The organism is Methylobacterium sp. C1 (assembly GCF_001854385.1).
Lineage (GTDB): Bacteria > Pseudomonadota > Alphaproteobacteria > Rhizobiales > Beijerinckiaceae > Methylobacterium > Methylobacterium radiotolerans.
This window is the reverse complement of the sequence record NZ_CP017640.1, coordinates 1572387-1596970: the sequence shown is the minus strand read 5'-3', so window position 1 is coordinate 1596970 and position 24584 is coordinate 1572387. Positions and strand designations below refer to the sequence as shown.

The following is a 24584-nucleotide window of genomic DNA, read 5'->3' as shown; positions in this document are numbered from 1 at the left end:
ACTGCTCGACCTGGGCTTCGCGGGGTAGATGCGGAGATCTGTCTGCACCAGCCTGTCATCGCGCGCCCGCCGGCAACAGCACCGTGTGGTGTCGCGAACGCCTCGGGCGCGTCGGCAGGGGGAAGCGTTACCGTAGCAGGTGTTCCGCGCAGAAAAAGGCCGCTCCCGAAGGAGCGGCCCGAAGTCTTGGGAGGAAACGCTCTCGGGGAGGGCTGCGAAACTGCGGCGCCGTCGCGGTCTCACGTGGCCCGCCTCAGCCTGCGCGGTCCGGCGCACAACTGCGGTCTGGCTTCGTCTCGTGCATAAGTGGCGCTAGACGCCCGCTCAGGTGCGCGTCCGCGCCGTGGCTCGGGCGCCCGGAACGTTCCGGGGCCGCGTCTCACCTAGCTTCGCGGGAGACGCAGTCGTGTCGGCCGTCAGCGGGCCAAAGCGTCGGCCGGGCCACCGGCATGCTGGCCCGAGTACCGGTAGGCCGGGGCGGTGCGATAGTGGGTCACTGAGATGTCCGGCAGGACCACCGAGGCGTTGCCGACGTAGCCCGGGTAGGCCGAAGCCGGATAGGGGCTGTGCCTGCTGTCGATGCCCTGCGCCAGGGCGGGCGTGGCGACGGCGACCAGGGCGGCCGCGGCGAGCAGATGCAGCTTCATGACGATCTCCATGCGGGTTCGTTCGACTTCACGGGGAAGCCATCCGGTCAGTCGGGGCGCGTGAGGAAGATCGTCGGTGCGGCGGTCTCGATCGCGGCGGCTGTGCTTGGCCGGCTGTGACCTCTCAACGGCGTATTCCGCCGATCGTTCGCCGGGTTTTGTGCGCCGCCACACAGGGGGCGCACCGAGACGGGCGATCTGTCCGTGGCCCCTCCCCGCCAATAACCCCCGACAAATCCCGACCGAGGTCCGAGGTTGTGAGCGGCTCGCTGCGCAGGCGCACGCCAGGATCAAACACCAGGATCAAGCATCCCATTGTTGACGAGGGCGTTGCGCGTGTAGCTGTGCCTCGGCTTGCTCGCGCTGCAGGATCTCATGGCGGAGCGCATCGTTCACGGATCGAAGTTCGCGGGCGCGATGCCGGTCGGTCCGAATGACCAGCCGGGACCAGAGGAGTCGGACATGCGGCGAGGTTAGAAGACGAGCGCGGAGCAGGTGGTACTGAAGCTGCGCCAGATCGAGGTGCAGACAGCACAGGGCAAGAGCTTGGCGCTGGCGTGCAAAGAGGCGGAGATCTCCGAGCAGAGCTATTACCGCTGGCGCAAGGAGTACGGCGGCCTCCAAGTCGATCAAGCCAGGAAGATGAAGGAGCTTGAGCGCGAGAACGCGCGGCTGCGGCGGCTCGTGGCCGATCTTTCCCTGGAGAAGCAGGTGTTGGCGGACGTGGCGGCGGGAAACTTGTAGTCCCCGAGCGACGCCGGCAGGCGGTTGCTGGCATCCGGGAGAGGTGCGGCCTCTCGGAACGTCACGCCTGCAGGATCGTCGGCCAGCACCGGGGGACGCAACGCTACGTGCCTACCGTGCCGGCCGACGGGGATGCGCTGACCCGAGCCATCGTCGCCCTGGCGTCCGAGTATGGGCGCTACGGCTACCGCCGCGTCACCGCGCTGCTGCAGGCAGACGGCTGGCCGGTGGGCAACGATCGGGTTCAGCGGATCTGGCGTCGCGAGGGGCTGAAGGTCCCGCAAAAACACCGGCCGCGCAGCCGTCTCTGGCTGAACGACGGCTCTTGCGTGCGGCTGCGTCCGCTCCACCGTAATTACGTCTGGAGCTTCGACTTCGTGCAGGCCCAGACCCCCGACGGCCGGAGCCTACGCATCCTGACGCTGCTCGACGAGCACAGCCGAGCCTGCTTGGCGTTGAAGGTGGCACGGCGCATCAACAGCCTGGGTGTGATCGAGGCGCTGGCCGACGCGATGTGTCTGCACGGCATCCCGGAGAACATCCGCTGCGACAATGGCCCTGAGATGATCTCGAAGGCGCTGCGCAAATGGGTCGCCAAGACCGGCTCGCAGATCCAGGACATCGCGCCGGGACCACCGTGGGAGATGGCGTAATCGGTCTTGAGTCGCGCAAGCTCGCCAGACCGATCCAACGATCCGGAAGGGCTGCTACCATGCTCCACTATGTTGGCCTCGATGTCTCCCTCGACCAAACCAGCCTGTGCATGCTCGACGCGACCGGCCGGATCGTGCGCGAGACCAAGATCGACACCGATCCCGACGTGATCGCCGCCTACCTCGGGCAAACTGCTCTGACCGTCGAGCGGGTTGGCCTGGAGGCGGGACCGCTCTCGCAGTGGCTGCACGCCGGCCTCGTCGCACACGGGCTGCCGACGATCTGCGTCGAGACCCGCCACACCAAGGCGGCGCTGGGCGCCATGCCGGTCAAAACCGACCGCGGGGACGCACGCGGCATCGCGCAGCTGATGCGTACCGGCTGGTTCAAGGCGGTACACGTCAAGACGCAGCAAGCGCAGGAGTGGCGCCTGCTCCTCACCCAGCATCGCCTGCTCGTCAGCAAGCTGATCGACGTCGAGGCCGAGATCCGCGGCACGCTACGCGGCTTCGGGCTGAAGATCGGGCGCGTGGGGCGCGCCGGGTTTGCGGTGCGCGTGCGCGAGTTGCTCGCTGACCGGCCAAGCCTCCTGCGGGTCGTCGAACCCGTTCTGCTCGTGCAGGCCGCGCTGCTGGCGCAGCGTGAGGCCCTGCATCGGATGGTCTTACAGACGGTCCGCGAGGAGGAGGTCTGCCGGCGGATGATGACGGTGCCTGGCGTCGGCCCGATCACGGCGCTGGCCTTCCGTGCAACGGTCGATCAGGCCGAGCGCTTCACCCGCTCGCGCGACGTGGGCGCCCACTTCGGTTTGACGCCACGCCGCTACCAGTCCGGCGAGACGGATCGTTCGGGCACGATCACCAAAACCGGCGACGCGCTCACGCGTCACGCACTGTACGAGGCTGCCACCAGCATGCTGGTACACGCCACAAAACCCTCGTCCTTGCGCCACTGGGCTCTGGCAATCGCCAAGCGCCGCGGGCTGCAGAAGGCGCGCGTCGCCCTCGCGCGCCGCTTGGCGGTCGTGCTCCACCGGATGTGGCGCGACGGCAGCGTGTTCCACCCGCAGGGACGACCTGCCATGGCCTGATCCGGCTGCCGACGAGATCCGCGCGCGTCGCGGAATGGTGTCCCCGTGGGGACGAGGGTTAGGCAAGGACGGACCCGTTCCTGTGCCCGGCATCTGCGGATGCCAAGGCCGCGTAAGGGAGATTGGTCCCGCCGCCCTTCAGCACCCCATCCTGAGGCGGTTGCATACCGACCTCGAAGAGAAGCATGAGATCCACGGGGGATCACCGCGTCCATTGACATGCGCGATATCGATTAGAGAAGAACGGGTACTGCGAAAGCTTCAACGGCAATCTGCGCGACGAGTGCCTGCGCCAAGAGATCTTCTACTCGCTCGAGGAAGCTCAGATCGTGATCGCTCTTTGGCAAAACACATACAACCGCGTCCGGCCGCACTCGTCGCTGGGCTATCGGCCGCCCGCGCCTGTCCGCTGCCCAGATCTGGCCTTCCGGCTACCCATGGCAGCGGTCATGCAGTAGCCTCTCACTCGGCTCGGTCCAAAATGCCGGTCAGGTCAGTCTCGGCTCCGGTCGATCCTCGAGGAATGACGACCTTGCGATCAGTGCCCGTTGTGTTGGGCTGAAGCTGGATGGCTGCGCCGCCTGATCGCGAAGTGCCGCCAAGCGCGATCGGCTGAGCTGACGCCATTCCTGAAGCCGTTGTCGCAAGCGAAGCGATCGGGACGGTCGACATGGCGCGTGTTGGTCGTCCTTTCAGGCGCGTTTCCTGAAGAAAGTCGTCGCTGGATCGAACTTTCCGGGCAAAAGCTCAGATAATATACGCCATATGAGAACGGCGGGTCGCGCGGTGATCGATCGCGCGGTGCATCCCTCGGTTAAAGACCGCAGGGTGCTGCTGGGGGCTTACTCTCTCACGCACCCGATCGGCCGGTCGTGGACTTCGAAGAGATCCCTCCGTCCATCAGTCAACTGCCGCGGGCAGCGGGCACGAGAAACCGCCGCGTCCATTGCCAACGGCACCGATGCCCGCCACCGATCCGCCCGGCCGGAGACCGGCGACCGACGGACACCCCGCGACGAACCGCGTTCGGCCGCGCGACCCCGGATCCCTGTCGGCGTCCGGCCGGTTTACCGGGGAGAGGGGCCGCGGGCCGATCCAGTCCGGCGCGCAGACCGCTCGAGGCAAGCCAAGAGGAGGCTTCGTGGACGGATCCAGGGAACGGGAAAAGCGCGACCTCAAGCCTCTGGTGATCGCGCTCGTCGTCGTGGGGCTCGTCTTCGCGGGGGCCATCGCGGGCTACTGGACCTGGCAGACCGGCAGCCAGCAGCATACCGCCTCGCGGCAGAGCGACGGATCGGCGACGGCTCTCCCGAAGTGAGCGGGCGACCCAGGCCATAGGTCGGGCGAACACCGTCATCGTCGGCGCGGTGGGCGCCTGAGCAGGTGGATCGGCAGTATCGCGGCGGGACTTAAAGGAAAGCTCCCGCGATACGGGCAATCAAAGCGGTCCGTGACACCCGGTCTTCAACGGAACCAGGTATTCGGGCAGCGCCGACGGAGGTCGGCTCCGCCAAGACCTGGAGATGGGTTGATGCTCAAGTCACTCGCCGCCGCGGCACTGCTCACCGTCGGCATCGCCGTGCCGGCCTCGGCGCTGCCAGTCCCGGGGTCGCCGCTCCCCGCCGCGCAGGACGGGCTGATCCAGCACGTCTACGGCGGCTGCGGGCCCTACGGCCACCGCGGGCCGTACGGCGGGTGCCGCGCCGGCGGCCAGTGGGGCGGGTATGTCGGTCGGGCCTGCCCGCGCGGCTTCCACCTCGGTCGCGGCGGGCGGCGCTGCTGGCCGAACCGGTACTGGTAGCGAGCGTCCCCGGCCCGTGTGGCGCGGCCGCGACACGGGCCGACGGACCCCTGTGGACGTCGCGCGCCGCCCCCGATCCGTCACGGTTCGGGGGCGGGCCTGACGTCCTCGCCCCCGCCCCCGGCCGTGCCCTGTTCGCCCGTTCCCGCGCCGTCGTTCTCGAGCACCGCGAGCGCCTCGCGGTGCTCGTCTCCTCGGCTCTGTTCGTGGCCGGCGCGCTCCCGCTGTTCTGGGCGGTCGGCTGATCGCCGCGGCACTCCGTACCGGAACGCAGGAACACCCCGGGAGCGTGCGCTCCCAGGGTGCTGCCGACCTCGCGGCCAGTTTGATCGGGCTGGGGATGCGAAGGTCAACCGGAAGGCTGCTCTTCGGCGGCGGAGAGCGATGAGGCGGACCAGCACCCTCGCGCCCGCCGCCGCGTCTCCCGGCACGGAGGCCGGGAGCGGCGCGACCCGATCTCAGTACGAGCCGAACTTGTAGTTCAGGCCGGCGCGGACGACGGCGAACTCGGTCTTGGCGGCGGCGCCGTTGAGGTAGGCGATGCCGTTCGGGGGCAGGAGGTTGCCGTAGAACACGCCGCCGGCCGAGTTCTTCTGGCGGTCGAGGCTGACGTACAGGCCTTCGACCTTCAGCGTGACGGCCGAGGAGCGGAAGAAGTTCAGGAAGGAGTCGGTCGGCAGGGCGTACTCGACGCCGCCGCCGGCGGCCCAGCCGGTGCGGAAGCTGTCGCGGAAGCGGTTGCCGGCGAAGTTCTGGTCGTCCTGGCCCGAGCCGTAGGCGAAGCCGCCGGTGCCGTACACGAGGGTGCGGTCGAAGGCGTAGCCGAGGCGGCCGCGCACCGTGCCGAAGTAATCCAGCCCGTTGCCGCTCGTGGCGACGAAGGCCGGCGGGTTGCTGAAGGCGACGCCGGGGAAGCCCAGGAAGCTGTAGTTCTGGGTGGCGTTGGCGCGGCGGGCGAAGTCGACGTACTGGGCGTCGGCCTCGAAGCCGATCACGACGCCGGAGCCCGGGGTGAACTGATAGTTGTAGCCGATCTGGGCGCCGCCCGAGAAGCCGTCGTTGTTGTTGCGGTTGCTGACGCTGACGACGCCGGCGGTGCCGGGCGAGTTGATCAGCGAGCCGCCGGGCAGGGCGTAGCTGGTGGTGTTGCGGCTGTTGGCGTCGAAGCCGTAGCCGGCGTTCACGCCGACGTAGAAGCCGGTCCAGGTGAACACCGGCACCGGCGTGAACACCGGCGGCGGCGCGGCGCGGCGCGGCAGGTCGGCGGCGGACGCCGCGGCGGTCAGGGCAGTGAAGGCGGTCAGGGAGGCGAGGAGCTTGGTCATCACGGGCGATCCGGGTTTCGATCTGGTGATAAGACTACCAAGCTCTGAGCAGAATAGCTGTAGTTTTACGGACACACAGCTTCGTCGTGTCGGAAAAATCGTGGTAAATGGCCGATTAACTTCAGTCGACTCGGTTAAATACTGGTGAAGTTCTGGCCGTATGCTCGGGGGCGTCCGGGCCGCGAGGCGGCCGCGTCGGCCTCCCGGAGCCGGACTCCGATGGGCGGGAGCGACGCGCAGACATTCGTCGGCGCGCCGCTCTCGGCCACTGGGGCGGGAAGGGTTCGTCGTCGCGGCGTCCCGCGCGCCGCCCTACCCCGTCCGGTCGCGCCGGGTGATGTGCTTGACCAGCTCGGCCAGCCTCTCCTCGGCCTTCTTCAGCGCCACGCGCGAACCGTGTCCGGGCGGCGTTCCGTCGGCAGCCGCGCGAAGCTTCGCGATGGTGGCCTGGGTGTCCTCGACCTCGGCATCGAGCGCGGCACGCTCATCGGATCTATCGATGGCCATATCGATCCTCCAGGTGTTCTGCCCCTGGCGGCCGCCAGGGCGCCACGTTCTGAGGTAGGCGGCAGGCCGACCCTGGCGAGCCTCGCGGGCGGTGCCGAGACCGGGCTCCCGGTCCGATCCGGGTTCGGCGACCCCGTCGCCGCCCGTGCGCCACGGCACGCCGCGGCGTGATCCCGGCGCCCTGGGCCGGCGTTCTACCGGCATACCCACCGGAGACGGCCGCCATGCTGATCCTCAACCCCCTCACCGGCCAGACGGTCGACGTGCGCGTACCCCGCCCGCAGCCCAGGAAGGCGTGAGCCCGCCCGGCGCGGGGTCTCGCCGAGGCACCCTCCCCGGTCGCGCCGCGGCCTCGGGCTCGCCCAGCCGCACGATCCCGGCACGCCGGGCCGCCGTGCGGCGCGACCGCTCACACGGAGCGCGGGGGCCGGCGCGCCAGTCGCTCGGCCTCCGCCTGCCACGCGTCGCGCTCGGCCTGCAGGGCCTCGATGCGGGCGTGGAGGTGGCCGGCGTCGATGGCGGTCTCCATCAGCATGTCCTGCGCGGTGGCGAGCTGCTGGCGCAGCTCGGCGTTCTCGGTCGCGAGCGCGAGGAGCAGGGCCGCCACGTCATCGCTCATCCTGGCCCCTGCGCCGCCACCGAGCCGGCGCGTTTAGCCCCGGCGCGACCGGGCCACAACCGCCCCGCCGGCGCCCACGGACCGGTCGCCGTCCCGGTCGGCTCCGCGCGGTCGAGCGATTGCCGCGTCGCGCGTCAGGCGGCCTCGTCGGACAGGAGGCGCCCGACATAGTGGCGCCCGACCGACTCGATGACGGGCGCGAACAGGCTCGCCATCCAGGGCACCAGCGCCTCGACCTCCAGCGCGTCGTCGGCCACCTGGATCGCGACGCGCGCCGTCTGCCCGTAGCCGCTGCCCGAGAAGGCGCGGCGATTGCCGAGCCAGTCCTCGGCCTCGACCCGGATCTTCTCCGCCTCCAGGCGCCGGAAGGCCCAGTCCATGTGCAGGTCGATGCGGCGCCGAACCTCGGCGGCCCCGAGGGCGTGCGGGACGGTGATGGTCAGGCGCTTCGGCACCGGGATCTCCTCGCGAGCAAGGCCCGTGAGGTGCGGCCGGACGGTTAACGATCGGTGATCGGCGCCGCCCGATCGACCCGTCGGGTGGTCCGTCGGCGCTCAGTACCGGACGGTGCGGACGCCGCCGGCCCCGCCGCCCACGACGCTCCGGATGACCTCCTTGGTCGACGGGCTGATCCCGCCGTCTCCGCGCAGCCGGCGCCCGTCCGCCCGCTCGAGGCGCGCGACGTCGTCGGAGCACCGGTCCAGGGCGTGGCGGACCTTCGCCGACAGCGGGCCGCCGCGTTCCGCCTGGGCGCCGCCCATCTCGAACCGCAGGCAGGACGCCAGGTAGCCTTTCAGGTCGTCGAAGGCGGCGGCCTGGGCCCCCGACGTCAGGACGATGAGCATCAGGGCGGATCGGGCGAGCATCACGCGCTCCAGGGCAGGCGGTCCGCGCGGATAACGCGCGAGCGGGGCGTTGGTCCCCGGGGCGGCGTCACGCCGCCACGTTCAGCCGCTGCGGCGCGGTGCCTGGGCGGCGTCGCGCCGCTGATCCTGGGTGCCCCGACACTGCACGTATTCCGGCGTTCCCGGCTCGGCGCCGTAGCTCCGGCAGATCGCGTCGTCCTTCGCGGCGATGTCCGCCTCGCTCATGAAGAGCTCGCCGCGACCGGGCCGGTTCGCCGCGTTGCAGGCCGTCAGGGCCGTGGCCGCGATCGCCAGAACGATGATGTGCTTCATGGGACTCCTCGCCGCCGATCAGCACCACAGCGCCGCGACGCTGTCGATGACGCCGCCGCGGCATCCACAAGCCGGCGGTCGCCATGGTTATCCAAGGATGGCCAGGGTTTAGCGCGGCGCCACGGTCCGGGCCGCCCGCCGCACGGGGCGGAGCTGTCCCGGCATGCAAGCGTAACGCCGTCGTGACCGGCAGTGCCCGCGTGGCCGGCATGTCGTGTCGCCGGTGCAGCCGCGGCGCAACGCCGGCTAAGCATCCGCCCCTGCATCCTCCCGAAGGCAGACCCACCTTCAGCCCCGCCGGCAGCGCCGCGCGGGGCTTTTTCGTGCGCCGGGCGCCGCCGGGCACGAAGGTGAGCGGCGTCGGAAACCCGGATCGCGCGCCCGCGTTCGGGCACGGAGGCCCGTGCGCGCGGCACAGTCAGGGCCGGGATGCCAAGGAGCACATGATGCGTCATGCCCTCTTCGCCATCTTCGCGCTGGTCGCGGCGTCGCCCGGTTCGGCGCAGACCGGCACCGGTCCCGCACCGATCCGACAGCCCGGACCGCCCCAGCCGGTGACGCCGGGCACCCCGGCCGGAACCGTCGTCGTTCCCGGCGGCGGCCAGAACAGCGGTCCGGGCAGCACCGCCGTCGTCGCGCCCACCGGGACGGGAACGGCGACCGTCACGACGGACTCGGCCGCGGGCGGAAATGCCGGCCAGCCGGAGCGCGGCGTACCTCAGGTCGGCAAGGGCGGCGAGGCCGGCGGCGGCAGCTGATCGCCGACTCCGCTTCCTGAGAGTCCATCCCGGCCAGGTCGGGGCGGGCCCGTGCGCCGTCCCTTCGCCGGTGTCCGGATGCGGCGGGCGACGGCGCGCGTGCGGGCACCGGGACGTGAGCGCCGCGCCGTTGACCCGCCTCGGAGCGGTGCGCCGACGCCGCCTTCAGTTCAGATGTCGGGCAAGTTCATGGCCGACCATCGAGTTCTGACCGCTCTCGCTATGTCAGGTTCTGAAATCAATCTAAAATAATCATAGACGTCCTTTCCATTGGTGCATTTATACCAGTAAAATTAAATTACAATTCGTTGATGCAGTTCTCGAATTGGCGCGCTATAGAGATGTCAAAGATTTGGCGCGACGACGCCGTGCGTCTGCCGGAGATTGCGTTGGCGGATCCAGAATTCGAGGATGAGAGAGGTAGGCCGAACGACAAGAGATCGATGCTCCGGCAGATCGCGCACGCCCTCGGAACGCCCGAAGACGCCTTTCTCGACGAATCCGAGGCGTTCGCCACGGTCGAGATGACGGGGGACTTGCTGCGCGTCTGGTCCGCGCTCACCCTGTCGGACCGCCGCTTGCTGCTGGAGATGGCGCGCGGGATGATCTCCCGCGGCTAGAACGGCCACGGCTCCTCCTGTGACCCCTTCCCTGCCCGCTCGCCCGGCGCCACGAGGTCCACGATCTCGTCGAGCGGCTGCGTCACCCGGATGGTCCGACCCGCCGCGGTGATGAAGGTCTCGTTGCGCATCAGGTCCGTGTCGCTCAGCGCCTGGACGCTGGTCACGCGCAGCAGGTGGCGGCAGCCGTCGCCGTCCTGCACCTGGAGGAAGTTCCCGACCCGCCGAACCGCCGACATGGCGCTCTCCCACCCCGCTGGTGATCTGGGCCTAGGCGCCCTGCAGGCTCTCGGCGAAGTCGTCGGGGATCTCGCCCCACTGGCCGAGGATCGTGACGCCCTCCAGCTCGCCGGTCTCGTCGTCGGCCACGACCTTCAGCGCCGCCGCGCCCGGCATCCGCTTGGCCATGTTCTCCGCCTTCTTCACCGCCCCGCTCTCGGTCTGCGCCGGCTCCTGCCGGGCCGGTCGCAACCGCTTCCGGTGCACCTCGAAGGGCTGCACCACGAACGCCGTCCTCATCGCCATCGCCGTCCTGTCCCCCGGTTTGTCACAGGTTCTCCACCGACCCTACCGGCCGGCCAAGGGCCGGCCGCGACAGGTGTTTTCGCGCCGTATTCACATTCGTCCACCGGCCCGGAAGAAACTTCTCGCCCGCAGATTGTGCCCGGCCCGCACCTGTGATTTGTTCCGCTTTCGTTCTAGCACGGCGAGGCGGCGGGCGCACCTCTCCCGGATCGGCGCGGCGGGGCCGGCGTGCCGATGCCGTCCGCGTGCCGCCGATCGGGCCGGGGTTGCGCCGGCCTCCCCGCGCCCGTTGGCGACCGCCCGCCGACGACTGCCTGACGCGCGCCGGACCGGCCGGCCAGGTCATACCAAGGTATGGCGTCGCCCCGCGTCGGTATAAATGTCCGGCTCCGTCCCGGTCGCTACACTTTCCGTCATCCAACAGCGCAGACGGAGAGTTGTCATGACGGATCGTGCCAAGGGAATTGCTCTGATCACCGGCGCTTCGGGCGGGATCGGTGCGATCTATGCCGAACAGCTCGCCGCGCGCGGCTACGATCTCATCCTGACCGCCCGGAACGCGGATCGCCTGGAGGCGGTCGCGGAGACGGTGCGTCGGGCCTCCGGCCGCACCGTCGAGGCGCTCGCGGCGGACATCAACGACCGGGCCGGTCTTCGGCGCGTCGAGGACCGGCTGCGGGGCGACGCGGCGATCACCCTGCTGGTCAACAACGCCGGCTTCGGCTCGGCGGCTCCGCTGCTCCAGGCGGATCCGGACGAGATGGAGCGCATGATCGGCGTGAACGTGACGGCCGTGACGCGCCTCGCCTACGCGGCGGCGCCGGCCTTCGTCGCGCGGGGGCACGGGGCGATCATCAACGTCGCCTCGACCGTCGCCCTCAATCCCGAGCTGCTCAACGGTGTCTACGGGGCCAGCAAGGCTTACGTCCTGGCCTTCACCCAGGCGCTGCAGCACGAACTCGCCCCCAAGGGCGTCCGGATCCAGGCGGTCCTGCCCGGCGCGACGGCGACGGAGTTCTGGGCCGTAGCCGGCGTCGGCGGCTACCGGAACCTCCCGGCCAGCATCGTCATGACGCCGGCCGATCTGGTCGCGGCCGCGCTGGCCGGGTTCGATGCCGGCGAGGTCGTCACGATCCCGCCCCTGGAGAACGGCGCGGCCTGGTCCGCGCTGGACGCCGCGCGCCTCGAACTCGCCGCCCAGCTCGGCGCGTCGGCGCCGGCGAGCCGGTACCGGAGCGCGCGCGCCGTCGCGGCCTGAGGCGCCCGCGGGGACGCCCCGACCGGGGACCCCTGCCCGCTCCCCGCGGCGGATCGGTCAGGCCCGGGCGAGCGGCAGGCGCACCGTGAACCGGGCGCCCGGCGCCCCGTCGCGGGAACGCGCGTCGATCGAGCCGCCGTGGGCCGCCACGATGGTCCGGCAGATCCGGAGGCCCAGGCCGAGCCCCTCGGGCCGCGTCGTGAAGAAGCCGTCGAACAGCCGGTCGACGGCGTCGGGATCGAGGCCCGGCCCGTTGTCGACGACGTCCACCGTGATCGATCCGTCCCGGCAGGTGGTCTCGACCGTGATCTCCGGCCCGGGCGTCCGCGCCTGCCGATGGATCTGGATGGCGTTCATCAGCAGGTTGACGAAGACCTGCTGCAGCTGGATCCGGTCCGCGGAGACCTGCGCGGCCGCGTCGGCCGGGACGACGGTGAGCCTGATCTTGCCGCGGTTCAGGTCGTGCGCCACGAACTGCGCGGCCTCGGTCAGGATCTCCGCCACGGAGACGGGCGCGCGGACGCTGTCGCGTTTCGCGGCCATGCGCCGGGTGCGATCGATGATGTCCCCGGCCCGCGTGACCTGATCGACGATGCGCTGGCATTGCCGCCGGAGCAGGTCGCGGTCGAGATCCGCGCGGTCGAGCAGGCGCAGCATCGCCCCGGCGGTCATGCCGATCGACGACAGGGGCTGCCCGATCTCGTGCGCGATCGACGCCGAGAGTTCGCCCAGCGTCGAGATCCGGGAGACGTGGGCGAGCTCGTCGCGCAGGACTTCCAGGGACATCTGCCGCTCGACGTGCTCGGTGATGTCCACGAAGGAGGCGAGCCACAGGCCGGAGCTGGCGCCGTCCGCCCGGGGGACCACGCAGAACAGCGTCTCGAAGCGCGAGCCGTCGAGCCGGACGCTGTGCGCCTGCTGCTGGAACGCGGTCGCGCCGGCCGCGAAGGCCCGGGCGGAGTTGACCTGGGCGGTGCAGAGGGGGTCGAAGAAGCGCTGCGTGCGCTGCCCGATCATGTCCGCGCGGCCGCCGGCGCCGAACATCCGCACGGCCGCCTCGTTGACGTCGAGGATGACCATCCCGTGCCGCAGGCGGTCGGCCACGTCCGGACGCGCGTCGAGATGGCCGGCGATGTCGGTGATCCCGGCCGCCCGGAGCGCGTCCAGGGTGGCGACCCGCTCGCGGGCATCGACGACGACGAAGCCGATCGTCGAGACCTTCATGCAGACGAGGTACCACGCGTCGTTCCAGTCGGCCTCGCTGGCCACGACGATCCGGTCGTCCGTCGGCGTCAGACCGATGCTCATGTCCACGGTTCCCGGGGCCGGCCCCAGTGCTAGCCCGCCGCACCCCCGGTATACGGCATGCGAAAATCCCGCTTCCAGTCGCGAAGCGGGACTTTCGGGGGGCGGCGGCCTCGCCGGCGTCAGGCCCCCGAGAGGGTCTCCTTGGCCAGGGGCAGGCTGCGCAGGCGTCGGCCGGTCAGCGCCGCCACCGCGTTGACCACCGCCGGCGGCACGCCGGGCAGGCCCGGCTCGCCGATGCCGCCCATCGGCGCCCCGCTCTCGACGATCGCCACGTGCACCCGCGGCATCCGCGCCCGGTCGAGGATCGGATAGGCGTCGAAGTTCCGCGCCTGCCGCTGCCCGCCCTCGTAGACCACCTGCTCCAGCAGCGTCGACGAGAGGCCGAGCGCCGCCGCGCTCTCGACCTGGCGCTTCACGATTGCCGGGTTGACCACCCGGCCCGGATCGATGGCGATCCAGAGATCGTGCACCCGGGCCTCGCCGTTCTCGAGCGACACCTCGGCGATCGTCGCCGTCTCCGACCCGAACGGCGAGGCCATCGACACGCCCCGCGCGCGCCGCGTGCCGTCCGCCGCCTGGAACGGCCCGCGCGTCCAGCCGCCGGCGAGGTCGGCCACCGCCTGCAGCAGGGTGCGGTGGCGGGCGCTGTCCTTCAGGAGCGTCATCCGGAGGGCGAACGGGTCCTGGCCGCCGGCCTGCGCGATCTCGTCGAGGAAGCTCTCGTAGAAGTAGTCGTTCATCGAGTGCCCGACCGAGCGCCAGAACGCGATGGTCACCGGGTGCGGCACCTTCACGTAGGTGAGCCGCCGGTTCGGGATGGCGTAGGGCTTCTGGTCGAGGCCCTCCACCACCGAGGAATCCACCGGCCCCTTGAACAGCGCGCCGAACCAGCGCCCGATCGGGCCCTCCCCCACCGCGGTGGTCTCCAGCGCCACCGGCATCCCGTCCGGCCCGAGGGCCGCCTTGAACCGGGCGAAGCTCAGGGGGCGCAGCGCGTCCATGCCGAACTCCTCCTCCCGCGACCACAGCACCCGCACCGGCCTGCCCGTCGCCTTCGCGAGCAGGATCGCCTGCGGGAACGGGCTGGCCGGCCCGTAGTGGAAGTGGCGCCCGAAGAAGCCGCCGAGCATCGGCGAGTGGATGCGGACCTGATCCGGCTGCAGCCCGGCCGTCTTGGCGGCGACCTGCTGGAACAGCTCCGGCATCTGGTTCGGCACCCAGAGGTCGAGGCTGCCGTCGGGGGCGAAGCGGGCCACCGCCGAGGGCGGCTCCAGCTGCGCGTGCGCGAGGTAGGGGGCGTCGTACGCGGCCTCGACGACTCGGGTCGCGCCCGCGAAGGCGGCGTCCGGATCGCCCGCCTGCTCGGCCGGAACGCCGGGGCCGGGCGCGTCCCGGAGGGCGGCCAGCATCGCGGCCGAGGAGAAGCCTGCCGAGACGGTCGCGACGCCCTCGGACGCCGGCCGGCTCCAGGTCACCTGCAGGGCCTCCGCGGCCGTGCGGGCCCGCCACCACGTGTCGGCCACCACCGCCACCGCGCCCGGCAGGCGCTCGACCGCCTGGACGCCCGGCATCGCCCGGACCTCCGCCGCGTTGGTGATCGCCTCCGGCTCGGTGCCGAGATGCGGCGCGTGCCGGATCGCGGCGTGAACCATGCCGTCGAGCCGGATGTCGATGCTGTAGACGGCCCGGCCGGTGGACTTGTCGCGCATGTCGAGGCGCGCCACCGGCTTGCCGATCCAGCGGAAGTCCTTCGGATCCTTCAAGGCCACGTCGTCGCGCGGCTGCAGCGCGAGCGCCGCGGCGGCGAGGACGCCGTAGCCGAGGCTCCGGCCCGAAGCGGCGTGGATCACGCGGCCGTTCCCGGTGGTCAGGCTGGCCTGCGGCACGGCGAGTTCGGCGGCCGCCGCCCGCAGCAGCATCTCGCGGGCGGTGGCGCCGAGGCGGCGCATGGCCTCGAAGCTCGAGCGGGTGGAGAAGGATCCGCCGGTCATGCGCAGGCCGTTGACGACCGCGTAATCGGGGCCGGGCGGGGCGCATTCCACCGCGAAGCGCGCCGGGTCGAGGTCGAGCTCCTCGCCGATCGTCTGGGCGAGGCCGGTGTTGATGCCCTGGCCACCCTCCACGAAGGGGCTGAGCAGGCGCACGCTGTCGTCGGGGCGGATCTCCAGGAACGCCGCCACGCGGGTCCCGGGTTTCGGGGCGACGGCCGCCGGGCCCTCGGCGCGGGTCTGGGCGGTGGCCGGCGCCAGCCGCAGGCCGACCCCGAGGACCAGCGCGCCCGACGCCGCCCCCAGGAAGCCGCGGCGGGAGAGGTTGCGGACCGGTTCGCGGCGGGCCGGGCGGGTGCGGGGCGAGCGGTCGGTCATCGTGCGCCTCCTCAGGCCGCGGCCTGCCGCACGGCGGCGGCGATGGCGTTGTAGGTTCCGCACCGGCACAGGTTGGTCATGGCGCCGGCGATGTCGGCCTCGGTCGGTTTCGGGGTCTGCTTGAGCAGGCTCGTGGCGGCCATGACCTGCCCGGACTGGCAGTAGCCGCACTGGGGCACCTCGATGCCGACCCAGGCGGCCACGACCCGGGCGCCGACCGGATCCAGCTCGATCGCCTCGATCGTGGTGATGGCTTGGTCGCCGACGCTCTCCAGCGGGACCTGGCAGGAGCGGGTCGCCGCGCCGTCGAGGAGGACCGTGCAGGCGCCGCACTGCCCGATGCCGCAGCCGTACTTCGTGCCGGTCAGCCCGAGGCTGTCGCGCAGGACGAACAGCAGCGGCGTGTCCGGTTCCGCGTCCACCGTGTAGCGGCGCGCATTGATCGTGAGCTGGACCATCGTTCGACCTCGTGGAATGGGGGACGGCGCGACGTGTCTCGGCGTGCGAACCGGCCGGGCGACGTGTGTCCGGGGGCGGCCGAAGGCGCGGCCTGTGTCGTGTGCTGTATCGCGAGAGGTACAGCCGCTCCCGGCCGCGCGGAATCATACGAAGGTTAGGGGTCGTCACCCGAAACGGTGCCTCTCTGCGGCCGGATCCGAGATCAGGGTCGGCCGAAGACAGTCCATCGTCCCGGGTCTCGGTCCTGAAAGCTTCCCGCGGCCGCACGTGGGCGGCCGTTCACGCCTTCGCGGCGAGGGCGGGCGCCGGGGCCCGGGCCGCCGGCGCGGACGCCTCGCGCAGGACGGCGCGGGCGCTGTCGGCGAGGACGAGCCAGGCGCCGGCCATGAGGGTGACGTCCTTGAGGACGAGGCGGCCCGCGCCCGACAGGTAGGGGAAGCCGTGCTGGGCATCGCCGAGCGCGGCGACCCAGGCCTCGGGGGTGGTGACGAGGAACGACAGGGTCACCACCGGGGTGAGGAAGGCGAGCACCGCCCCGGCCAGGCCCAGCCGCCGCGACACTAAGCCGGCGAGGACGAGCAGGCCGATCAGCAGCTCGACCGTGCCGAGGCCGCGGGAGAACGCGTAGGTGTGGTTGGCCGTCTGCCACGCGCGGGCGGCGAGGTTGAGCTCGCCCTCGTGGGTGAGGTGCTGGGCGTACCGGTCGGGGTGGGCGTAGAAGAACGCCATGACCGGGCTGTTGGCGACGAAGGGCGTGATGCTGTCGGCCTCGTAGGGCACGAACTTGAGCGCGCCGATCCAGAGGAAGACGACCGCGATGGCGACCCGCATGGCCTGGAGGCCGAGGCGGTTCGAGCCCGGCCCGGAGACGAGGCCGAGGACGCGGCGAACCTGCGTGTTCATGGATCTGTTCCTTCGAAGCTGAGGGCGCGGGACGGCTTGAGGCCTCCCTGCAGAGGCGCCGGCCGGGACGGATGATCGCGCGGCGGCGATGGGAGGAGCTTCGATGATGGGCCGATCCGGCTCAATCATACGCAGGTTTGGGTCTGATCATCCGATATTCGTCCGGAACGCGGCCGCGGGTTCGGCAAGACATCTGTGTTCCGAGGTCGAGCGCAGGCATGCGCGTCCGTGATCGACTTGCCGCCGGAAGCGATCGCGCCACGCGGCGCGGCCGCGGGCGCACCAAATCTGCGCGCCGGCCGGTCAGGGCCGGTCTATCATACCGACGCATGATATCCGGCCGATCGCGATGCCTTTACGTGTTTCCGAAATCTCGGATCCGCGGAGGATGGACGATGGACGACCACTACGATGCGCTCGTGATCGGCAGCGGCGAGGGTGGCAAGTTCCTGGCCTGGCACCTGGCCAAGGCCGGGCAGCGGGTCGCGGTGGTCGAGCGCCGCTGGATCGGGGGCTCCTGCCCCAACACCAACTGCCTGCCGAGCAAGAACGAGATCTGGAGCGCCGAGATCGCCCATCTCGCCCGGCACGCCGACCGGTACGGCATCGAGACCGGCCCGGTCGCGGTGGACATGGCCCGGGTGGTCGAGCGCAAGCGGGCGATGGTCCGCGGCCTCGTCGACATGCACCTCGACCGCTACCGCGACAGCGGCGCGGAGCTCATCATGGGAACGGCCGCCTTCACGGGTCCCAGGGCGCTCACGGTCGCGCTGAACGCGGGCGGGTCGCGCGCGCTGACGGCCGAGCGGATCTTCCTCAACCTCGGCACGCGCCCGACCATCCCCGACGTCCCGGGCCTGCGCGACGCGGAACCGCTGACGAATATCGAGGCGCTCGAACTCGACGCCGTGCCCGCCCACCTCGTCGTCCTCGGCGGCGGCTACGTGGGCCTCGAACTGGCCCAGGCCTACCGCCGGTTCGGCAGCGCGGTGACGGTGATCGAGCACGGGGCGCAGATCGCGGGCCGCGAGGATCCGGACGTGGCCTCCGCGCTCGCGCAGCTCCTCGAGGCCGAGGGGCTGGCCATCCGCACCGGCACGGAGGTCGTGCGCGTGCGCGGCCGTTCGGGCGACGCCGTGGAGATCACGGTGCGCGGCGGCGACGGCGAGGCGGTCATCGCCGGAAGCCACATCCTCGTCGCGGCGGGCCGGGCGCCGAACACCGACGGGATCGGCCTCGACCGCGCGGGGGTGGACCTCACCGAGCGGGGCGTGATCAAGGTCGACGACCGTCTGCGGACGAGCGCGCCGGGCGTCTGGGCCATCGGCGAGTGCGCGGGCAGCCCGGCCTTCACCCACGCCTCCGCGGACGATTTCCGCGTGATCCGCGACGATCTCGCGGGGATCCCGCGCTCGACCGCGGGGCGGCTGATGCCCGCCTGCCTGTTCACGGACCCGCCGCTGGCGCGGGTCGGATCGACCGAGACCGAGGCGCGCGCCCGCGGCGATGCCGTCCGGGTCGCCAAGCTGCCGATGGCGGCCGTGCTGCGCACGCGGACGACCGGGCAGACCGAGGGCTTCATGAAGGCCGTCATCGGACCGGACGATCGGATCCTCGGCTTCACGATGCTCGGCGCGGAGGCCGGCGAGGTCATGGCCGCGGTCCAGGTCGCGATGCTCGCCGGCCTGCCCTACACGGCCTTGCGCGACGCGATCCTCGCCCACCCGACCACCGCGGAGGGGCTGAACAGCCTGTTCTCGGCCGTGCCCGCCCCCTGACCCACTCCCTGACCCGCTCTCCGCGGTTCAGGCGCTCGCCGCGGCGGGTTCCGCCGCGCGGCTCTCTCGGTCCGGCTCGGCCGCCGGAAGATCGACCGCGAAGGTCGCGCCGGGACCGTCGTTGTTCCGGGCGGTCAGCGTCCCGCCATGGGACTCGACGATGGTCCGGCAGATCGCGAGGCCGATGCCCATCCCGTCGCGCTTCGTGGTGAAGAACGGGCTGAACAGCTTGGGCAGCTGCTCCGGATCGATGCCGGTGCCGCTGTCGGACACCGCGATCCGAAGCCGACCGGGCGCGGGAGCGCTGAGCGCGATCCGCAGCTCGCGGCGGGTCTCGGGCGCATCGCGCATGGCGTGCAGGCCGTTCGTCACGAGGTTGACCACGACCTGCTGCATCTCGACGCGATCGGCCAGGACGCGCGCCTCGGTCGCGGCGATCCGAGTCCGCACCGTCGCCCCGGCCGCCAGGATCTCCCGATCGAGGAGCGCCACGACCTCCGCGAGGAGGGGCTGAAGGTCGACGATCTCGGGCTGGCTCCGGTCGCGGCGGAGCTGCTCGCGCGTCCGCTGCACGATCCGGCTCGCCCGCATGCCGTCGCGGACGGCGCGCTCGGCCGCCCGCGCGGCCGCCTCCAGATCCGGCGTCTCGCGCCGCAGCCAGCGCAGGCAGGCCTCGGCGCTCATCACCATGGCGCCGATCGGCTGATTGACCTCGTGGGCGATGGAGGCGGAGATCGCCCCGACGGTCGAGACCCGGCCCGCGCGGGCCAGCTCGGCCTGGGCGGCGAGCAGCGCCTCCTTCGCGCGCTCCCGCTCGGTCACGTCGATCATCGCGCAGGCGACGCGGTCGAAGGCCGCCGGGTCGTCCGGCAGCGCCACGACGAGGATCACGGTCACCTCCCGCCCGTCGGCGCGAACGAGGCGGCCCTGCGCCTCGAACCGGCCGCCCGCCCGGTCGAGCCGCTGCAGGAGCGGCAGGACGAGATCGTTGCCCGGCGGCAGGAAGCGGCTCATCGAGCCGAGGACCGCGTCGCGGGACCGGCAGCCGAGGAGCTGCACCGTGGCGTCGTTGACGTCGACCAGCGCGATCTGCCGCGCGCAGGCGGCGGCGAGCGCGGCATCGGCCTGCCCGCGGAGGTCGGTCCCCGGCCCGGCGGCCCGCGCCTCGGCGAGGTGGGCCTGCGCCCCGGAGAGATCGACCTCGCACAGCGCGACGTGGCTCTGCTCGAACAGCGCGCGGTAGCGCCGCTCGCTCCGCGCCAGTGCCCCCAGCGCGCGCTGGCGGGCGCTCGTGTCGAAGGCGATCAGGCTGATCCCGCCGGTCAGCGCGAGGTAGAAGCCGACCGCGGTCAGGCCGCTGCGCTCGGCGAGCGCCTGCGCGATCATCGGCGAGAAGGCGCCCCCGATGATGCCGCCGACGTTGAACGCCACGGAGGTGCCCGTGTAGCGCACCTGCGGCGGGAACAGGCTCGGCAGCCACGCGCCGAGCGGCCCGTTGACGAAGCCCATCACCCACAGGGCGAAGGCCAGGAAGACGAAGATCGTCGCGAGGGAGCCGCTGCCGAGCATCGGCGCCAGCAGGATCCCGGAGGCGATCGTCCCGGCGCAGCCGACGATCAGGACGCGGGCCGGGTCGAGCCGGTCGGACAACCAGCTCGCGACGACGATGGCGGCGGCCATGAACAGGATCGCGCCGAGCTCGACCGTCAGGAACGAGGCCCGGGAATAGCCGAGCGTCGTCGTGCCGTAGCCGAGCGCGAAGGCGGTGGCGGTCCAGAACAGCGAGAAGCACGCGACGACGCCGAACATCCCGGCGACGACCTGCCCGGCATGGTGGCGCATCAGCGCGACGAAGGGGACGCGCGGGGGCTGCGCGTCCTTCACGGCGGCGGCGAACTCCTCGGTCTCGCCGAGATTGGTGCGGACCCAGAGCCCGAGCCAGACGAGCGGCACGCTGAGCAGGAACGGCACCCGCCAGCCCCAGTCCGCGAACTGCTCCGCGCTGAGGGTCAGGGTCAGGACGAGGAACAGGCCGTTGGCCACGAAGAAGCCGAGGGGCGCCCCGAGCGGCGCGAACATCGCGTAGCGCGCGCGCCATCCCGGCGGGGCGTTCTCCAGCGCCAGCAGGGCGGCGCCGCTCCACTCGCCGCCGAGCGCCAGCCCCTGCCCGAACCGGAGGAGGCAGAGCAGGACGGGCGCGAGCCAGCCGGCCAGCGCGAAGGTGGGCAGCAGCCCGATCGCCGAGGTCGAGAGACCCATCAGCAGGAGCGAGGCGACAAGCGTCGCCTTGCGCCCGACCCGGTCGCCGAAATGCCCGAAGACCGCGCCGCCGATCGGCCGGGCCACGAAGGCGAGGCCGAAGCTCGCGTAGGCGCTGATCAGCTCCGCCGATTGCAGCGCCGCCGGGAAGAACAGCGGCCCGAAGATCAGGCTCGCCGCCGTGGCGTAGATGTAGAAGTCGTAGAACTCGACCGTCGTGCCGATCAGGCTCGCGAGGAGGACGCGCGCCGTCTTTTGTCTGGGAGGCGCGTTGCTCACCGCAATCATCTCCGCGCCTCGCTCCGCAGCCTGCCATACGGGTGCACGGCCGGACGGGTCGCCCGCGAGCCGGGACATGCTGATCGCGTTTGAGGTTGAGCCAGTCCCGGGGGCAGTGCAACCGCTCATAGCCACAAGCTTGGCCGCAAGTCGATAGGTTCGGCCGGGTGCGGCCCCTGCGTCCGGCCCCTGCGCCCGGCCCCTGCGTCCGACCTCTGCGGACCGGCTGCGCCGTCCGAAGACGGTCGGCTTGATCGGGCGCGGATTCAACCTGTAAGCACTGTCCTCGCGGACAGCCTGGCAGGGGCGCGCGGGGGCTCGTCGATCACGATGTCAGGCAACGTCCGGGGTGGCGCGGCGAAAGCCGGCGCCGACACGGCCTCACCGCTGGTTGTCATCGTCGAGGACGACGAGGGCGTCCGGGAGGGGCTCCAGGATCTCCTGCGCTCCGTCGGCCTCGACACCCTCGCCTACGGCGCGACGAGCGAGCTCCTCGCGGCGACGCTGCCGGACCGCCCGGGCTGCCTGATCCTCGATGTGCGGCTGCCGGGATCCAGCGGTCTCGACCTGCAGGCGAAGCTGGCCGCGATGGGCAACCGCATGCCGATCATCTTCATGACCGGCCACGGCGACATCCCCATGACCGTCCAGGCCATGAAGGCGGGCGCGCTCGACTTCCTGACCAAGCCGTTCCGCGACCAAGACATGCTCGACGCCATCGCGGTCGCGATCGAGCGGGACAGGACCCGGCGCGCCTCGAGCGCGGGGGTCGCCGAACTCGAGGCGCTGGCCGCGACCCTGACGGCGCGGGAGGCCGAGGTGATGGCGCACGTCGTCAAGGGGCTGCTCAACAAGCAGATCGCCTACGCCCTCGGCATCAGCGAGATCACGGTCAAGATCCACCGCGGCAACGTCATGCGGAAGATGGAGGCCGGCTCCGTGGCCGACCTCGTGCGCAAGACCGAGCTGCTCAAGGCCCGGGCGACCGTCTGAGCCCGAAGCCCCCCGCAGCCGCCGGCCCGGGCCGGGCCAATCGGCGCGGAACGATGCCGGGTATCACCGCGTTGGCACCCGCACGGGACAGATTTCGTCGGCACGTTCGAGTCGGGCGTCGACGGAAAAGTCCCGACTAGATTCGCCAAACCCATGTCTACCGGCTCGCGTCGCGGCGCTCCGAGGCCTGCTTTGCTGTGGCGGGACTCGGTTCATCAGGATGTGCGTCCGTCGCGCGCATCAAACCATCGTATAATATCGTCGGCGCGGCCGCTGGCCCACACAGGTGGGATCGACGCGCCTCCGAGAGGCTCCGGAGGGAGATTCGTGCCGGTCGGGAAGAAAGCGGTCGCGGTCGTGGACGACGACGAGGCGGTTCTGGACGCGACGTCCAGCTTCCTCGAAGCGTTGGGCTACGACGCGCGGGCCTTCAACTCGGGCGAGGCCTTCCTGGCCTCCATGGCCGGCAGCGACGTCTCGTGCCTGCTGACGGACGTGAACATGCCGGGGATCAGCGGCATCGAGTTGCAGGACCGCGTCCGGCAGCAGCGCCCTGCCCTGCCGGTCATCATGATGACGGCGCTGACCGACGACGCGCTCCGGCGTCGGGCCCTCGCCGGCGGCGCCCGCGATCTCCTGCGCAAGCCCCTCGTGGCCGACGAACTGATCCGCTGCCTGGAAGAGACGATCGGCGCCTGAGGATCGGCCGCCTGAACGTCGGCCGGGCTGCGCGCGGCCGTCACGCGCGTGCGCGCCCGGACGATCCGATTAGGACATCAAACCTCCGTATGATTCCGGCGCGAACGGCCACGGTGCAAGGTCGCGCCATGGAAGGGGCGCGCCGCACGCGGGCCGGACGAGGAGGTGGGGATGGGACTGACGATGGCGAGCCGGAGCGGTGCGGGGTCGGACGAGGCCGTGCTGCGCGCGGAGACCGCCCGCAGCGCCATGGCCCGGCTCCTCGCCGTCGCCGGACACGATCTCAAGCAGCCCCTGCAGGTGGCCCTCATGGCCATCGACCGCGCGGTCTCGGACGGCGTCGGCCCCCGGGCCGCGGCCCGGCTCGGCCTCGCCAGCGACGCGCTGGTGCGGCTGGGCCGCGAACTCGACGACTTGGCCCGCTCCTCCCAGACCGGCGCCGTGCCGCCCCGGCTCGGTCCCGTCGCCCTCGTCCCGCTCCTGGAGGCGGTGGCGGCGGAGTGGCAGCCCTACGCCGACGCGGTCGGAGTGCGGGTGCAGGTCTGCGCCACGGCGCTGACGGTCCAGAGCGAGGCCGCCATGCTGACGACCATCCTGCGCAACCTCGTCGGGAACGCCGTGAAGTATGCGGGCCCGGGCGGCCGCGTCGTCGTCGGATGCCGCCGCCGGCAGGGGCGGGTCACGATCGAGGTACACGATGACGGTCCCGGCATCGCGCCCGAACGGCTGGCGGGCATCTTCGACGCCTTCGACCGCGCCGGGCGCCGGGACGGGGCCGGTCTCGGGCTCGGCCTGCACATCGTCCGGCAGACCGCCGCGGCGCTCGATCACCCGATCACCGTGCGATCCCGGCGCGACCGGGGCTCCGTCTTCGGCGTGACCGCGCCCCGTCACTGTCCGGCATCCGCGTAGATTTCCCGGGTCGATCCCGACGGCGCTGCCGCCGCGGAGCAGGTCCGCCGTCCCGGCACTGGAGGCCGCGAAACGCCCGGACCGCGTGCGCAGCCCACCGAAATCCGCGGCGTCCACGGCGACGCAGGCGTGCCGCGCCCGCACGGCTTGCTCGCCAGGGTTGCTTGTGGAACCGTGTCGGCCTGAGACCCCGAAGAGGCGACGGATGCTCCGCACCGTGCTTTCGCAGACGGAGCGTGACCTGACATGACGGCTGGCGATCCGCCCAACAAGATGGCCGAAGTCGCCGGACTGGCGGCCGCGATCGCCGACCACATCCTCGCGCAGCACGAGGCAGGGACGACGATCCCGCCGGACCAGTTCCGGATGCTGGTGAGCGCCGCCCGGATGCTCCTGGACAACGGCGTGCCGTGGCCGCCGTCGGTGACCTACCTCGTCATGGAGGTCGCCCGGCGGGTCGAGGAGGCCGAGCCGCCGCCCAAGGGCGACGAGGTCGTGGAACAGCTGACGCAGGCCCTCGACGCGGCCAGACCCACCTGAGACCCACCTGAGGCGGACCGTCACGCCGCGGGCGCGCCGATTTCCCGCGGGATCCGCGCCCTATATGGGCCCTATGCCCACACTCGGCCTCAAGCTCCCGCTCCGGATCTGCGTCCTCGAGAACGCCGCCTGCGTCGAGGATGCCGGCGGCCGGCGCACCGGCTACGTCTACTGGGACGAGGGCCGGCCGGGGGGCGGCGACAGGCCCTTCACCCGCGCCGAGGCCATCGAGCAGGTCCGGATCATCGCGGGCGCCTGGGCCGGCGCCCTGGTCCACAGCGGCACCCTCGACACCGGCCCGGCGCCCGAGCCGGGTGCCGCCGCCGCCGAGCCGTCTCCGGAAGGCTGACCCGCCCCTCGCG

At 71.6% G+C, this 24584-nt stretch carries 26 protein-coding genes and 2 pseudogenes; 14 read left to right on the top strand and 14 right to left on the bottom strand.

What is annotated here, in order from left to right; all coding sequences use genetic code 11:
* Positions 1 to 416: 416 nt before the first annotated feature.
* Complete coding sequence (locus BKE41_RS07535; RefSeq protein ID WP_024830639.1) at positions 417 to 647, bottom strand: hypothetical protein; 231 nt, start codon at positions 645 to 647, stop codon at positions 417 to 419.
* A gap of 495 nt (positions 648 to 1142) precedes the next feature.
* On the opposite strand from BKE41_RS07535, the pseudogene BKE41_RS30090 reads away from it, so the two are divergent.
* The 5 genes and pseudogenes from BKE41_RS30090 to BKE41_RS07515 form a co-directional block, all read left to right on the top strand.
* Positions 1143 to 2035, top strand: a pseudogene (locus tag BKE41_RS30090) (IS3 family transposase); the annotation flags it as partial.
* A 68-nt stretch (positions 2036 to 2103) separates the two neighbouring features.
* Positions 2104 to 3135 carry an IS110 family transposase gene (locus BKE41_RS07520; RefSeq protein WP_070998962.1) on the top strand — a complete coding sequence of 344 codons (1032 nt, stop codon included), beginning with the start codon at positions 2104 to 2106 and terminating at the stop codon, positions 3133 to 3135.
* A gap of 239 nt (positions 3136 to 3374) precedes the next feature.
* Positions 3375 to 3593 (top strand): annotated as a pseudogene (locus BKE41_RS30085) (transposase); the annotation flags it as partial.
* Positions 3594 to 4276: 683 nt separating this feature from the next.
* On the top strand, positions 4277 to 4453 hold the full coding sequence (locus BKE41_RS31095; RefSeq protein ID WP_012318279.1) for a hypothetical protein: 177 nt from the start codon (positions 4277 to 4279) through the stop codon (positions 4451 to 4453).
* 213 nt (positions 4454 to 4666) lie between these two features.
* Complete coding sequence (locus tag BKE41_RS07515; protein WP_024830641.1) at positions 4667 to 4936, top strand: hypothetical protein; 270 nt, start codon at positions 4667 to 4669, stop codon at positions 4934 to 4936.
* A gap of 458 nt (positions 4937 to 5394) precedes the next feature.
* On the opposite strand, the gene BKE41_RS07510 is transcribed toward BKE41_RS07515, so the two are convergent.
* The 6 genes from BKE41_RS07510 to BKE41_RS07485 all read right to left on the bottom strand — a co-directional run bounded on the left by BKE41_RS07510 (position 5395) and on the right by BKE41_RS07485 (position 8565).
* Positions 5395 to 6261, bottom strand: coding sequence for a porin family protein (locus BKE41_RS07510; protein WP_012318277.1), 867 nt, complete (start codon positions 6259 to 6261; stop codon positions 5395 to 5397).
* A gap of 312 nt (positions 6262 to 6573) precedes the next feature.
* Entirely contained in the window at positions 6574 to 6768 is a 195-nt protein-coding gene (locus BKE41_RS07505; RefSeq protein WP_070998960.1) for a hypothetical protein, read from the bottom strand.
* Positions 6769 to 7177: 409 nt separating this feature from the next.
* Positions 7178 to 7387 (bottom strand): hypothetical protein, encoded by a 210-nt coding sequence (locus BKE41_RS07500; protein ID WP_029359298.1) that lies wholly within the window; start codon positions 7385 to 7387, stop codon positions 7178 to 7180.
* A gap of 134 nt (positions 7388 to 7521) precedes the next feature.
* Positions 7522 to 7842, bottom strand: a complete 321-nt coding sequence (locus BKE41_RS07495) for a polyhydroxyalkanoic acid system family protein (protein WP_012318274.1) — start codon at positions 7840 to 7842, stop codon at positions 7522 to 7524.
* 99 nt (positions 7843 to 7941) lie between these two features.
* Positions 7942 to 8253, bottom strand: a complete 312-nt coding sequence (locus BKE41_RS07490; RefSeq protein ID WP_012318273.1) for a hypothetical protein — start codon at positions 8251 to 8253, stop codon at positions 7942 to 7944.
* Positions 8254 to 8334: 81 nt separating this feature from the next.
* Positions 8335 to 8565 carry a hypothetical protein gene (locus BKE41_RS07485; protein ID WP_012318272.1) on the bottom strand — a complete coding sequence of 77 codons (231 nt, stop codon included), beginning with the start codon at positions 8563 to 8565 and terminating at the stop codon, positions 8335 to 8337.
* A gap of 443 nt (positions 8566 to 9008) precedes the next feature.
* Between BKE41_RS07485 and BKE41_RS07480 the strand changes: the two genes are divergently transcribed.
* Positions 9009 to 9323 carry a hypothetical protein gene (locus BKE41_RS07480; RefSeq protein WP_070998959.1) on the top strand — a complete coding sequence of 105 codons (315 nt, stop codon included), beginning with the start codon at positions 9009 to 9011 and terminating at the stop codon, positions 9321 to 9323.
* Positions 9324 to 9766: 443 nt separating this feature from the next.
* On the top strand, positions 9767 to 9943 hold the full coding sequence (locus BKE41_RS30770; RefSeq protein WP_012318269.1) for a hypothetical protein: 177 nt from the start codon (positions 9767 to 9769) through the stop codon (positions 9941 to 9943).
* Here the strand turns inward: BKE41_RS30770 and BKE41_RS07475 are convergent.
* Together BKE41_RS07475 and BKE41_RS07470 are read right to left on the bottom strand one after the other, a co-directional pair.
* Entirely contained in the window at positions 9940 to 10182 is a 243-nt protein-coding gene (locus BKE41_RS07475) for a hypothetical protein (protein WP_012318268.1), read from the bottom strand. The two genes, BKE41_RS30770 and BKE41_RS07475, sit on opposite strands and share 4 nt — an antisense overlap.
* A gap of 31 nt (positions 10183 to 10213) precedes the next feature.
* On the bottom strand, positions 10214 to 10468 hold the full coding sequence (locus tag BKE41_RS07470) for a hypothetical protein (RefSeq protein WP_012318267.1): 255 nt from the start codon (positions 10466 to 10468) through the stop codon (positions 10214 to 10216).
* Between the two features lie 442 nt (positions 10469 to 10910).
* Between BKE41_RS07470 and BKE41_RS07465 the strand changes: the two genes are divergently transcribed.
* Positions 10911 to 11726, top strand: a complete 816-nt coding sequence (locus tag BKE41_RS07465) for an SDR family oxidoreductase (protein ID WP_070998957.1) — start codon at positions 10911 to 10913, stop codon at positions 11724 to 11726.
* 57 nt (positions 11727 to 11783) lie between these two features.
* On the opposite strand, the gene BKE41_RS07460 is transcribed toward BKE41_RS07465, so the two are convergent.
* The 4 genes from BKE41_RS07460 to rclC form a co-directional block, all read right to left on the bottom strand.
* On the bottom strand, positions 11784 to 13034 hold the full coding sequence (locus tag BKE41_RS07460; protein WP_012318265.1) for an ATP-binding protein: 1251 nt from the start codon (positions 13032 to 13034) through the stop codon (positions 11784 to 11786).
* A 119-nt stretch (positions 13035 to 13153) separates the two neighbouring features.
* Positions 13154 to 15400, bottom strand: a complete 2247-nt coding sequence (locus BKE41_RS07455) for a molybdopterin cofactor-binding domain-containing protein (protein ID WP_070998955.1) — start codon at positions 15398 to 15400, stop codon at positions 13154 to 13156.
* A gap of 11 nt (positions 15401 to 15411) precedes the next feature.
* Positions 15412 to 15858: a (2Fe-2S)-binding protein gene (locus tag BKE41_RS07450; RefSeq protein ID WP_070998953.1), complete on the bottom strand. Its 447-nt coding sequence runs from the start codon at positions 15856 to 15858 to the stop codon at positions 15412 to 15414.
* 280 nt (positions 15859 to 16138) lie between these two features.
* Positions 16139 to 16762, bottom strand: coding sequence for a reactive chlorine resistance membrane protein RclC (gene rclC / locus BKE41_RS07445; protein ID WP_029361143.1), 624 nt, complete (start codon positions 16760 to 16762; stop codon positions 16139 to 16141).
* A 395-nt stretch (positions 16763 to 17157) separates the two neighbouring features.
* On the opposite strand from rclC, the gene BKE41_RS07440 reads away from it, so the two are divergent.
* The gene (locus BKE41_RS07440; RefSeq protein WP_070998951.1) at positions 17158 to 18540 is read left to right on the top strand and encodes a mercuric reductase; all 1383 of its coding nucleotides are present in this window, start codon (positions 17158 to 17160) and stop codon (positions 18538 to 18540) included.
* 27 nt (positions 18541 to 18567) lie between these two features.
* On the opposite strand, the gene BKE41_RS07435 is transcribed toward BKE41_RS07440, so the two are convergent.
* Entirely contained in the window at positions 18568 to 21087 is a 2520-nt protein-coding gene (locus BKE41_RS07435; protein WP_029361145.1) for an MFS transporter, read from the bottom strand.
* Positions 21088 to 21408: 321 nt separating this feature from the next.
* Between BKE41_RS07435 and BKE41_RS07430 the strand changes: the two genes are divergently transcribed.
* The 5 genes from BKE41_RS07430 to BKE41_RS07410 all read left to right on the top strand — a co-directional run bounded on the left by BKE41_RS07430 (position 21409) and on the right by BKE41_RS07410 (position 24571).
* A complete protein-coding gene (locus tag BKE41_RS07430) occupies positions 21409 to 22071 on the top strand; it encodes a response regulator transcription factor (protein ID WP_012318259.1) in 663 nt (220 codons plus the stop codon).
* A gap of 327 nt (positions 22072 to 22398) precedes the next feature.
* The gene (locus BKE41_RS07425) at positions 22399 to 22770 is read left to right on the top strand and encodes a response regulator (protein WP_012318258.1); all 372 of its coding nucleotides are present in this window, start codon (positions 22399 to 22401) and stop codon (positions 22768 to 22770) included.
* Between the two features lie 171 nt (positions 22771 to 22941).
* The gene (locus BKE41_RS07420; RefSeq protein ID WP_012318257.1) at positions 22942 to 23682 is read left to right on the top strand and encodes a HAMP domain-containing sensor histidine kinase; all 741 of its coding nucleotides are present in this window, start codon (positions 22942 to 22944) and stop codon (positions 23680 to 23682) included.
* A gap of 246 nt (positions 23683 to 23928) precedes the next feature.
* Positions 23929 to 24222 (top strand): hypothetical protein, encoded by a 294-nt coding sequence (locus tag BKE41_RS07415; RefSeq protein WP_012318256.1) that lies wholly within the window; start codon positions 23929 to 23931, stop codon positions 24220 to 24222.
* Positions 24223 to 24295: 73 nt separating this feature from the next.
* Complete coding sequence (locus BKE41_RS07410) at positions 24296 to 24571, top strand: hypothetical protein (protein ID WP_029361146.1); 276 nt, start codon at positions 24296 to 24298, stop codon at positions 24569 to 24571.
* Positions 24572 to 24584 lie beyond the last annotated feature (13 nt).

Coding starts and splice junctions, on each gene's coding strand:
- BKE41_RS07520 (WP_070998962.1), top strand. CDS start 2,104: ATGCTCCACTATGTTGGCCTCGATGTCTCCCTCGACCAAACCAGCCTG.
- BKE41_RS07450 (WP_070998953.1), bottom strand. CDS start 15,858: ATGGTCCAGCTCACGATCAATGCGCGCCGCTACACGGTGGACGCGGAA.
- BKE41_RS07415 (WP_012318256.1), top strand. CDS start 23,929: ATGACGGCTGGCGATCCGCCCAACAAGATGGCCGAAGTCGCCGGACTG.
- BKE41_RS07535 (WP_024830639.1), bottom strand. CDS start 647: ATGAAGCTGCATCTGCTCGCCGCGGCCGCCCTGGTCGCCGTCGCCACG.
- BKE41_RS07420 (WP_012318257.1), top strand. CDS start 22,942: ATGGGACTGACGATGGCGAGCCGGAGCGGTGCGGGGTCGGACGAGGCC.
- BKE41_RS07465 (WP_070998957.1), top strand. CDS start 10,911: ATGACGGATCGTGCCAAGGGAATTGCTCTGATCACCGGCGCTTCGGGC.
- BKE41_RS07435 (WP_029361145.1), bottom strand. CDS start 21,087: ATGATTGCGGTGAGCAACGCGCCTCCCAGACAAAAGACGGCGCGCGTC.
- BKE41_RS07430 (WP_012318259.1), top strand. CDS start 21,409: ATGTCAGGCAACGTCCGGGGTGGCGCGGCGAAAGCCGGCGCCGACACG.
- BKE41_RS07440 (WP_070998951.1), top strand. CDS start 17,158: ATGGACGACCACTACGATGCGCTCGTGATCGGCAGCGGCGAGGGTGGC.
- BKE41_RS07505 (WP_070998960.1), bottom strand. CDS start 6,768: ATGGCCATCGATAGATCCGATGAGCGTGCCGCGCTCGATGCCGAGGTC.
- BKE41_RS07460 (WP_012318265.1), bottom strand. CDS start 13,034: ATGAGCATCGGTCTGACGCCGACGGACGACCGGATCGTCGTGGCCAGC.
- BKE41_RS30770 (WP_012318269.1), top strand. CDS start 9,767: ATGCTCCGGCAGATCGCGCACGCCCTCGGAACGCCCGAAGACGCCTTT.
- BKE41_RS07510 (WP_012318277.1), bottom strand. CDS start 6,261: ATGACCAAGCTCCTCGCCTCCCTGACCGCCTTCACTGCCCTGACCGCC.
- BKE41_RS07485 (WP_012318272.1), bottom strand. CDS start 8,565: ATGAAGCACATCATCGTTCTGGCGATCGCGGCCACGGCCCTGACGGCC.
- BKE41_RS07475 (WP_012318268.1), bottom strand. CDS start 10,182: ATGTCGGCGGTTCGGCGGGTCGGGAACTTCCTCCAGGTGCAGGACGGC.
- BKE41_RS07490 (WP_012318273.1), bottom strand. CDS start 8,253: ATGCTCGCCCGATCCGCCCTGATGCTCATCGTCCTGACGTCGGGGGCC.
- rclC (WP_029361143.1), bottom strand. CDS start 16,762: ATGAACACGCAGGTTCGCCGCGTCCTCGGCCTCGTCTCCGGGCCGGGC.
- BKE41_RS07455 (WP_070998955.1), bottom strand. CDS start 15,400: ATGACCGACCGCTCGCCCCGCACCCGCCCGGCCCGCCGCGAACCGGTC.
- BKE41_RS07500 (WP_029359298.1), bottom strand. CDS start 7,387: ATGAGCGATGACGTGGCGGCCCTGCTCCTCGCGCTCGCGACCGAGAAC.
- BKE41_RS07470 (WP_012318267.1), bottom strand. CDS start 10,468: ATGGCGATGAGGACGGCGTTCGTGGTGCAGCCCTTCGAGGTGCACCGG.
- BKE41_RS07515 (WP_024830641.1), top strand. CDS start 4,667: ATGCTCAAGTCACTCGCCGCCGCGGCACTGCTCACCGTCGGCATCGCC.
- BKE41_RS07410 (WP_029361146.1), top strand. CDS start 24,296: ATGCCCACACTCGGCCTCAAGCTCCCGCTCCGGATCTGCGTCCTCGAG.
- BKE41_RS07480 (WP_070998959.1), top strand. CDS start 9,009: ATGATGCGTCATGCCCTCTTCGCCATCTTCGCGCTGGTCGCGGCGTCG.